This window comes from Micromonospora sp. DT31 (assembly GCF_049841795.1).
Taxonomy (GTDB): Bacteria; Actinomycetota; Actinomycetes; order Mycobacteriales; family Micromonosporaceae; genus Micromonospora.
The window spans coordinates 1-8,746 of sequence record NZ_JBNCKZ010000040.1 but is presented as its reverse complement, the minus strand read 5'-3'; the positions used below and the strand labels follow the sequence as shown (position 1 = coordinate 8,746).

The window sequence follows — 8,746 nt, the reverse complement described above, 5'->3', positions numbered from 1 at the left end:
GACACTCGCACCAGCCTCGTGCAACGCCCGGAACCGGCGCACATCCAGCCACCGCTGCTCATCCATCGCCCCCACCGCCAGCCGCCCCACGCCGGTCCGATCACGACCCGAGCAGCCTCACCCTCAGTCACCCGATGGCAACGGACAAACAGTGCGCACCTCTGCAAGATCAGCTGTACCTAGCTCTGCACTCCAGGCCGTACCCCGACAACACCGCTCCCTCCGGACCCCCGTCAGCCATTCCACTCAGATGATCGGGCAACCAGCGGCACTTGAAGAGTCCTTCATGGTCGCCGGTGCCGAGGACAGCTTCGGCTCCGCCGGGAAGTCAACCCTGTGGTTCCCAGGCGCGCTCGATCGGGGTAACCGTGTGATTGTGGCAATGCCACGATCACTATCGTTGAGCGTCGATTCTTTCAACTTTAGGCGGTCGACGTGTGCCAGGCTCCGACGGTGACGATCACCAGAGCGACCGTTGCGGGAGCGGTCATCGCCCTTGCTGGGCACGCCCTTGCCACCGGGGTCACAGGAGAGCGAAACCCTCAGCTGCCCTGGGCGCCGATCACCAAGCTGCCGTCCCGAGCCATCAGTGCGGCACTGCGGTTGACCCTTCGCGGGTCGGCTTCACATGATGTGCGACGTGATCAAATGGCGCCGGCACCTGCCGGCCTTCGGCGTCTCGGCGGCACAACGCGACGTGTGTCGACGATTCGCGGTCGACCCATCACCGCCGGACCAGAAGACGAAGGTGGGTTTCGCGCCGTCACGTCCACGCGAGCCGGAGCCGCTCAACGCCCTACGACATCCAATCTGAACCGCCCGGGGTTCTGTGGAGACCTCTACAAGATCCGGGGCGGTTCAGGCCGAGATCAGTCCTGCCGACGAGCCAACGGGACGGCACCCAGACGGCCTCCACGAAGACATCCTCAACCTCGGCCCCTCCGGCCGCGGAGGCCAAGGCCTCCTATGGAGCTGACAGGCACGACCTGCGAGGCCCTTTAGCGATTGTCGATGGGATCAAACCTCACGACGATGCGGCATGGCTCTGGCGCTCAGCATCGACAGGCACAGGCCCAGGCCCCCAGCCCACACCAGCCAGGCGGGCAGTGCCTATCGAAAGACGCTTCCACCGCGCCTCATTGCGACCGGAAGCGGTAACACTATTCACCATTCCTGCCAATGCAAGTCATGCGAACGGATCCACCTCCGGCAGTTCCGCCTCATGTTGCCGATCCGCTCTTCTTCCTGCCACATCGCCTTGAACCCAGTCAACTCCTGATGGGCGGTCTCCCGTCGCAGCTATGCAGAATCGTTCGACGACCTCCGCCACTTGGGAAATCGGTAAAGCGCTACGTCGGTCGTGGAATACCGGACCGCCGGGGTCTGCAACGACTCGCGGGTCAAAATCAGGCGGCTGGGGGTTGTTCGATACCCAAACCGAATCCCCCACACTGCTAGTAGTCGAGGAATCGGAAGAAAGAAACCAGACCATTCCACCGAATCCCGTGGCCCAATTTACAGACACGCGAAGAAAATTGTCGGGAAGGTCCGTTTCGGATTCGTGCTTGCGGTCCCCAATCATAAACCAGGCGTCATCTCCCGGATTGTAGACAGGGGTGGACACCTCTCCCGAGAGGGATGCAAGCACCCTTGCAACAGATTCAGACACCTCCTCAGGTCTACCGATATAAAGCCATTGGCCACCGATGTTGATGTTTACGACGACCACTACTCATCCCTTACCGGTGAGCGTGAAGGACCGCAGGCCCCCCGGGGTCGGATACCAAACCGTCATCCTTGACCCCGCTGGCAGGATAGCAGGGACCGCCGATTGGCAAGAGAAGGGTCCTCCGCACACACCCCTTCCGTTGTTAATTACGACGTTCGCGTGGGAGATTCCACGCCTTCTCATGGCCAATGCGATCTTGGCCTCTACGTGATCAGCGGCGGGGTGGGGAGCATTGCGGGGCATGGGGACTCCTGAACCTTGCAGAAGGTCTTGAATGGCTCTGTGTGAACCATCCCTGCCGCTTGAGACGGGTCCGCCAATTTTGTTACCTGCGTCATCGACGACTTGACCGGTAGTGACCTTCTTGTCGGCAAGCTCCTGCGAAACGCGGTCATAAGAGGCGGGTGCTTCTTTTTCGCAGTCCTGGTTGTGCACAAGAAGCGGCGACTGGTCTGCAACGACGTAGTACGTGTGGGTGGAGGCGACTGTGAGATCGCGCATCTCCGCATCGCCGTGAAAGTTTTCGACTTTCGCGATGCTGACAACTTCGCCAGCGTCAGTCCTGAGATGCTCGCCGGCCTTGAGATTGCCCGCCTCGACCCACTTGCTCCGGCTTTCGCTCCAGAACAGGTGATTCTGCGTTGTATCGATTCTTGCGAAAATTCCATCGGCGTCGACGTAGAGGTACGTCAGCTCTCTATCCCTATTTAAATGGAGGGCCGTAACCGGCCGGTCCTTTTCCGCTCCCGTCTTCGGGTCATGAGTACGGACTTTGTCGCCGACATTAACTTGATCGATGCGCCGCTTAGTTCCGTCGGCCATCAGGACAGGCGTGGAGGGGGCGAAGCTGTGAGTTTCGCATCGGCTCTTTGCGGGACGTTCACTACTGCGAGGCTTGGGCTTCGGCTTTTGATTTCCGGAGGGCTTCCCACCACGGCCACCATTGCTCGGCTTAGTTACTCGGGGAGGCGTAGGAGGCTTCGGCGGTTTGACCTTCGCCGTGAGGCGCTTGACGATATTGCCAATGCTCTTCAGGTGAGCCGCCATGCCTTTTCCGACGTTCGCCCCAGCACCTTTAGCAACGGCGCGAGTAGCGGCTCGTCCACCCTTCCCTAGCTTGCTGCTGACGGCTTTACCAATTCGTACAGCGACACTACCCATGCCCTTGAAGAATCCGCCGCCGGCGGCTGCTCCTCCTCCACCACCACCACCGCCACTACTACCGCCACCGCCGCCGACGCGGGCCTGTCTCGCTAAGTGCGTGTTTGAGATGGGGTTGATTAGGTCCAGGTGAAGGTCCGGCGGGCTTGCCGGCGTGCTGGTTGGCCGCGGGTGATGCGGCGGGTCATGCCGGCGATCGCGGCCCAGCGGATGAGGGCTGCGGAGACGGCAGGTTGGCGCTCGTAGTCGCGGGCGAGCCGGCGGCAGGCGGTGAGCCAGGCCAGGGTGCGTTCCACGACCCAGCGGCGTGGGTGGACAGCGAAGCCGCGTTGGTCGGCGGGTTTGCGGACGATCTCCAGCGTGGTGCGCAGGGTGTCGCGGGTCCAGTCGATCAACCGGCCGGTGAAGCCCTGGTCGGCGAAGACGTGCCGGATCGGGGTGACCATGTAGGCGCTGAGTAGGGCCGTCTTGGCTCCGTCGCGGTCCTGCCAGCTCGCGGCGAGCACGGTGACGGTGACCAGCAGTCCCAGGGTGTCGGTGATGATGAACCGTTTCCGGCCGTTGATCTTCTTTCCCGCGTCGTAGCCTCGGCTGTCTCGGCCGACGGTGTCGGCGCCCTTCACGCTCTGCGAATCGATGATCCCTGCCGACGGCTCCGGCTGGCGGCCCTGTTGCACCCGTACCTTGATCCGCAGCGTGGTCAGGAGTTTCTCCGTCACGCCGGCCTCTTCCCACCGGGTGAAGTACCAGTACACCGTCTGCCACGGCGGCAGGTCAGCCGGCAGATAGCGCCACGGACACCCGGACCGCACCACGTACAGGATCGCGTTGACGATCTCCCGCCGTGGGTGCTTCTCCCGCCGGCCGTCCGTGTTCGGCTCCGGCAACAGCGGCTCGATCAGCGCCCACTGGGCGTCAGTCAGGTCGGAGGGGTAACCGCGACGCGCAGACACCGCGCCACTCTGCCCGCCGCAGCAGCCGATGTCATGCCGCCACGCCGTCCACATCAGACCTTCTCAAACACGCTCTAAGGGTGTTTCCGGCGATCTTGGTTAGTAGGTTTCAGCGGCTGGGAAGCGGTCGCTGAAGGTGATGGCGAAGGCGTTCAACGCGGGTTTCCAGCGCATCGTCCATCGGGTCCTGCCGTCCCCGGTGGGGTCCAGGGACCGGGTCACCAGGTACAGACACTTCAACGCGGCCAGCTCGTTGGGGAAGTGGCCGCGGGCCTTCACGGCCCGCCGGTAGCGGGCGTTGAGCGACTCGATCGCGTTCGTGGAGCAGATGACTTTGCGGATCTCCACGTCGTAGTCGAGGAACGGGATGAACTCCGCCCACGCGTTGTCCCACAAGCGGATCACCGCCGGATACCGCTCACCCCACTTCTCGGTCAGGTCCTCGAACGCGGCGCGGGCGGCCTGGGCGTTGACGGCGGTGTAGATCGGTTTGATGTCGTGCTTGAGCGCGTCCCAGTACTTGCGTGAGGTGAGCCGGAACGTGTTGCGGATCAGATGGATGATGCACGTCTGCACGATCGTGCGGGGCCACACGTTCGTCACGACCTCCGGCAGGCCCTTCAGGCCGTCGCAGACCAGGAAGAACACGTCCTTCACGCCCCGGTTACGCAGGTCGGTCAGCACGCTCATCCAGAACTTCGCGCCCTCACCACCGGTGCCGGCCCACAGACCGAGGATGTCCTTCTCGCCGTCGAGGGTGACCCCGATCGCGGCGTAGAACGGCCGGTTCGCGACCTGCCCATCCCGCACCTTGACCACGATCGCGTCAATGAACACGGCCGCGTAGATCTCATCCAGGGGCCGGTGCGACCAGTCGGTCATCTCCTCGATCACCTTGTCGGTGATCCGCGAGATCGTCTCCTTGCTGACCGAGGCGCCGTAGATCTCGGCGAAATGTGCTGAGATCTCGCCGGTCGTCAAACCTTTGGCATACAACGACAACACGACCTCGTCGACCCCGGAGAGCCGGCGCTGCCGCTTGCGCACGATCTTCGGTTCGAAGGTGGAGGCCCGGTCCCGGGGCACGTCGATCTGCACCGGCCCGGTGCTATCGGTCAGCACCGTCTTCGATCGAGTGCCGTTACGGACGTTGCCCGACTCCACCCCCGCCGACTCATGTTTCTCATAGCCGAGGTGTTCGGTCATCTCCTCGTTCAGCGCGGTCTCCAGGACCGTCTTGGTCAACTGCCTGAGCAGCCCTTCAGGGCCGGTCAACGACAGGCCTTGCTCCTTCGCGGCTCGGACCAGCTCGACGGCAGCCTTCGCCTCAGCCGACGGCTCCGCCCGCTTCTTACGTCCGGTCTGCTCGTTCAGTGTCGCGGTCATCACGGCACCCTCCTCACCAGGCACAACGCCCGATGGGCCAGGCCGGAAACACCTTTAGATCCACAGACCCTGACCAGGGGGTCTCTTCAATCGCACCGCTCCCGCTTGAGGTCATCGACGAATGTGGGCGGCTGCGAGCCGGCAGCTCTCGACGTCACACCAGCGCGCGGCGCCCGAGGGCGAACGGCGCCGACGGCACTCGGGTGACGAGCGCTTCGCGACATGAGAGTGCGTCGAGGAGGTCTTTCGTCAGCATGTGTTGACGCCGAAATTTCGTCAGCATATGCTGACGACATGTCCGTGATCGCTGATCTCGACCGTGCCGTACACGGCTCAGACCCCGACGTAGGACTGCAAGCCGTGGCTCGGCTCCGCCGACTGGTCGAGCAAGTGGAGGCCGAGCAGGTGGCAGCTGCGCGGCGGGCGGGCTGGTCCTGGCGTGACATCGCCACCCGGCTCGGCGTCACGAAGCAGACCGTGCACCGCAAGTACCACCGCGACCAGGAGGACTGATGTTCCGAGGCGACCACCCCGAGCTGGACCGCGTATTGGGTCAGGCTCTGGCGCTAGCCCGAGACCTCGGACATCCCCGCGCCGGCAGCGAGCACCTACTGCTCGCCCTCACCACGGCCAGCAGCGTCGCCACCGTTCTGGCCGAGCGTGGCGCGACGAGAGTTTCGGTTCAAGAGGCGGTGTGTCGTGCCACGCCAGCCGGGGCAGGGGCGGCCGCCGACCGAGACGCCCTGGCCACGCTCGGGATCGATATCGACCGCCTACTTCACACCTCCGGGGCCACGCCATTGGATCGCCCACCGCCGCGCGAACCACTGTTCCCACTCGGCGGGGCGAAGGCGCGGCGACGATGCGCCCGGATGAGCCCGCCCCTCGGGCTGGATGCGCAGGCAGTCTACGAGGCATCGCTGCGGCTCGCGCTCGCCCGCCGCGAACGCGAGCATCGACCTGAGCACCTCGCCCTTGCGCTCGTGACGCTCGATCCGGGTGCCAGATGGGTGCTCAGCGCCGCGGGTGTCGATACCCAGGCACTGCTTGCCGACCTGGCTGCGGCATTTCCGCCGCCACGGCGCAACCCGCTGCTGCGAGCTGAGCGGCAATTCGGCCAACAGTTGCGGCGACGTGACCTTATACGGCGTTACCAGGACACAACAGGACGCACTGCCACCGCAGGCTCCGCCATCGCCGCACTCATCAACGGCTGACTGCGTTCATGGTCACCTCGCCGCCTGTCGTCGAGGAGTTCGCCGGTCGGCTCGCGGCACTCGCCTGGGTCAGCGATCTGTTTGTCGCGGGGTCGTTGGCGACGGGTGACTTCGCGCCCGGCATCAGTGACCTCGACCTGGTCGCGCTCGTCGCCGGGCCCGTCGACGCGACCCGGCAGACCACGCTCACAACCATGCATCGTCACATCGACGAAGGAACTGGCTCGGGTTTCCGCCTCGGATGCGTCTACGTCGACAGCACTAAGATCTCCGGCCTGCACATGCGGCACCCAACGTGGACCCACGGGTTACTCGTCCAGCGCGCGCTCTCCGGGATCACCAGAGCCGAGCTCGTGCGCCACGGGTACGCCGTTTTCGGACGTTCACCGCGCGAGGTCTTCCCGGCGATGAGCGACGACGACGTACGAGAGGCCGCCCGTGCGGAGCTGACCGGCTACTGGACCTGGGCCGCCCGGCGTCCGTGGCTATGGCTGGATCCCGTGATGGCCGACCTCGGCCTCACCTCGATGGCCCGCGGTCGCTACACGATGGCCAACGGGGCCTTGCTCAGCAAGACCCAGGCCGTCGAACAGGCCGATGCCCCAGCCTGGCTGATCAACCAGTTACGCGCCAGACGCCTCGGCGAGAACGCCACCTCACCCCGCGTGCGGACAGCCCTGATCGCGTGGCGGGACGCTCGCCGGACGGTCGCGCGCGCATGGAGAGGCCACGCCTGACAGGGCAACGCCCAATACCCGTGATACGGGATGACGAAGTGAGGTCACCGAGCCCGGCGACATTCGCTCGCTCATCGGCATGAGCGCACGGGCCGGTCTGCACGCCCTGGCCTGTCCACACCGTCATGCCATGATCTGCGCGCTGAACCGTGACCGGTCATCGCCCTGGGCTCAGGAGATCAATCGTGGGGTTCTTCGGCACCTACCTCTTCAACGGACACCGGTGGACGGCACACCACCCCGCCGAACAGCCGACCATCCCGGAACCGTGGCTGCTCGTCGACATTCATGACAGCGACATCGCCACAATCACCTACCGCCCACCCGGTGAGCCACCCCCGCTTTCATGGAGCTTCTTGACCATGGTCTGATGGCCGTGGGGGAGGAAGTCGTCCGTGGCAGCACCGAAGAAGTACCCCGATGAGCTACGTCAGCGCGCTGTGCGCCTGTACCGCGAGTCGGATCCGAAGCCGGTGATCCGGCGCCTGGCCGAGCAGCTTGGTGTGCATCACGAGGCGCTCAGGAACTGGATCCGTCAGGCTGAGGCCGACACGGGTGAGCGCACCGACCGGCCGACCAGCGAGATGGCGGAGGAGAACCGCCGGCTGCGCAGGGAAGTCACCGAGTTGCGGCGGGCGAACGAGATTCTGAAGGCCGCGAGCGCGTATTTCGCGGCGGAGCTCGACCCGACCCGGCGACGGTCATGAGGTTCATCCACGAACACCGTGACCAGTTCGCGGTCGCGCTCCTGCTACGGGTCCTCAACATCGGCGCTTCGACCTACTACGCGTGGGTGAAGCAGGCTGAGCAGCCCTGCGACCGTGACGTGGTCGACCTGGGGCTGGTCTCCAACATCCACGAGATCTGGGAGACATCGGGGCGCACCTACGGCGCGGACCGGGTCCACCGGCAGCTACGCCGTGACGGCATCTACGTGGGCCGCAAACGCGTCGAGCGGCTGATGACGCAGCAGGGCTGGCAGGGAGCGTTCCTGCGTCGAGGCTGGCGCGGCGGCTCCACGCGTCAGGATCCCCGGCACACACCGGCACCGGATCTGGTCAACCGGCAGTTCACCGCTCACGGGCCGAACCGGCTCTGGGTCGCCGACGCCACCCGCATCCCCTGCGGCGAAGGGGTGTTCTGGCTAGCCGCGGTCCGCGACGTGTTCTCCCGCCGGATCGTTGGGTGGAAGACCTCCGACCGCTGCGACACCGACCTGATCCTCGCCGCCCTCGAATACGGCATCTGGTCGCGCGACGTCCGCGACGGCCAGTTGATCCATCACTCAGATCGCGGGTCGAACTACACGTCGTTTCGCTTCGCGGAACGCTTACAGGACAACGGGATCCTGCCATCGATGGGCTCCGTCGGCGACTCCTACGACAACGCGCTGATGGAGAACTTCTGGTCGACGTTGAAGATCGAACTCGTCTACCGCACGAGCTGGCGGACCCGCGACGAGGCCGAGAACGCGATCTTCGCCTACATCGAGACATCTCACCAACGGTGGCTGTCAAGCAGTTGAGGTCGCGGGTTCGGCGAAGGCCTTGCCGGAGTCGTAGA

10 protein-coding genes are annotated in these 8,746 nt (G+C 64.8%); 6 read left to right on the top strand and 4 right to left on the bottom strand.

Annotation, left to right across the window (positions count from 1 at the left end):
• Positions 1 to 1,186: 1,186 nt before the first annotated feature.
• The 4 genes from ACLQ2X_RS28145 to ACLQ2X_RS28130 form a co-directional block, all read right to left on the bottom strand.
• Positions 1,187 to 1,729: an Imm1 family immunity protein gene (locus ACLQ2X_RS28145; RefSeq protein ID WP_425684104.1), complete on the bottom strand. Its 543-nt coding sequence runs from the start codon at positions 1,727 to 1,729 to the stop codon at positions 1,187 to 1,189.
• 3 nt (positions 1,730 to 1,732) lie between these two features.
• Complete coding sequence (locus tag ACLQ2X_RS28140) at positions 1,733 to 2,551, bottom strand: DddA-like double-stranded DNA deaminase toxin (protein ID WP_425684103.1); 819 nt, start codon at positions 2,549 to 2,551, stop codon at positions 1,733 to 1,735.
• Positions 2,552 to 3,009: 458 nt separating this feature from the next.
• Positions 3,010 to 3,843: an IS5 family transposase gene (locus ACLQ2X_RS28135; protein WP_425684102.1), complete on the bottom strand. Its 834-nt coding sequence runs from the start codon at positions 3,841 to 3,843 to the stop codon at positions 3,010 to 3,012.
• A 99-nt stretch (positions 3,844 to 3,942) separates the two neighbouring features.
• Positions 3,943 to 5,229 (bottom strand): IS256 family transposase, encoded by a 1,287-nt coding sequence (locus tag ACLQ2X_RS28130; RefSeq protein ID WP_425684101.1) that lies wholly within the window; start codon positions 5,227 to 5,229, stop codon positions 3,943 to 3,945.
• 222 nt (positions 5,230 to 5,451) lie between these two features.
• On the opposite strand from ACLQ2X_RS28130, the gene ACLQ2X_RS28125 reads away from it, so the two are divergent.
• The 6 genes from ACLQ2X_RS28125 (at position 5,452) to ACLQ2X_RS28100 (ending at position 8,708) form a co-directional block, all read left to right on the top strand.
• On the top strand, positions 5,452 to 5,742 hold the full coding sequence (locus tag ACLQ2X_RS28125) for a helix-turn-helix domain-containing protein (protein ID WP_425684100.1): 291 nt from the start codon (positions 5,452 to 5,454) through the stop codon (positions 5,740 to 5,742).
• Entirely contained in the window at positions 5,742 to 6,446 is a 705-nt protein-coding gene (locus tag ACLQ2X_RS28120) for a Clp protease N-terminal domain-containing protein (RefSeq protein ID WP_425684099.1), read from the top strand. Before ACLQ2X_RS28125 ends, ACLQ2X_RS28120 begins: the two co-directional genes overlap by 1 nt.
• An 8-nt stretch (positions 6,447 to 6,454) precedes the next feature.
• Positions 6,455 to 7,183 carry a nucleotidyltransferase domain-containing protein gene (locus ACLQ2X_RS28115; RefSeq protein ID WP_425684098.1) on the top strand — a complete coding sequence of 243 codons (729 nt, stop codon included), beginning with the start codon at positions 6,455 to 6,457 and terminating at the stop codon, positions 7,181 to 7,183.
• 185 nt (positions 7,184 to 7,368) lie between these two features.
• Complete coding sequence (locus ACLQ2X_RS28110) at positions 7,369 to 7,554, top strand: hypothetical protein (RefSeq protein ID WP_425684097.1); 186 nt, start codon at positions 7,369 to 7,371, stop codon at positions 7,552 to 7,554.
• A 24-nt stretch (positions 7,555 to 7,578) separates the two neighbouring features.
• A complete protein-coding gene (locus tag ACLQ2X_RS28105) occupies positions 7,579 to 7,890 on the top strand; it encodes a transposase (protein ID WP_355097728.1) in 312 nt (103 codons plus the stop codon).
• A complete protein-coding gene (locus ACLQ2X_RS28100) occupies positions 7,887 to 8,708 on the top strand; it encodes an IS3 family transposase (RefSeq protein ID WP_425684096.1) in 822 nt (273 codons plus the stop codon). The genes ACLQ2X_RS28105 and ACLQ2X_RS28100 overlap by 4 nt, the downstream gene beginning before the upstream one ends.
• The last annotated feature ends 38 nt before the right edge of the window (positions 8,709 to 8,746 follow it).

Coding starts and splice junctions, on each gene's coding strand:
- ACLQ2X_RS28120 (WP_425684099.1), top strand. CDS start 5,742: ATGTTCCGAGGCGACCACCCCGAGCTGGACCGCGTATTGGGTCAGGCT.
- ACLQ2X_RS28100 (WP_425684096.1), top strand. CDS start 7,887: ATGAGGTTCATCCACGAACACCGTGACCAGTTCGCGGTCGCGCTCCTG.
- ACLQ2X_RS28140 (WP_425684103.1), bottom strand. CDS start 2,551: ATGGCCGACGGAACTAAGCGGCGCATCGATCAAGTTAATGTCGGCGAC.
- ACLQ2X_RS28130 (WP_425684101.1), bottom strand. CDS start 5,229: ATGACCGCGACACTGAACGAGCAGACCGGACGTAAGAAGCGGGCGGAG.
- ACLQ2X_RS28125 (WP_425684100.1), top strand. CDS start 5,452: ATGAGAGTGCGTCGAGGAGGTCTTTCGTCAGCATGTGTTGACGCCGAA.
- ACLQ2X_RS28115 (WP_425684098.1), top strand. CDS start 6,455: ATGGTCACCTCGCCGCCTGTCGTCGAGGAGTTCGCCGGTCGGCTCGCG.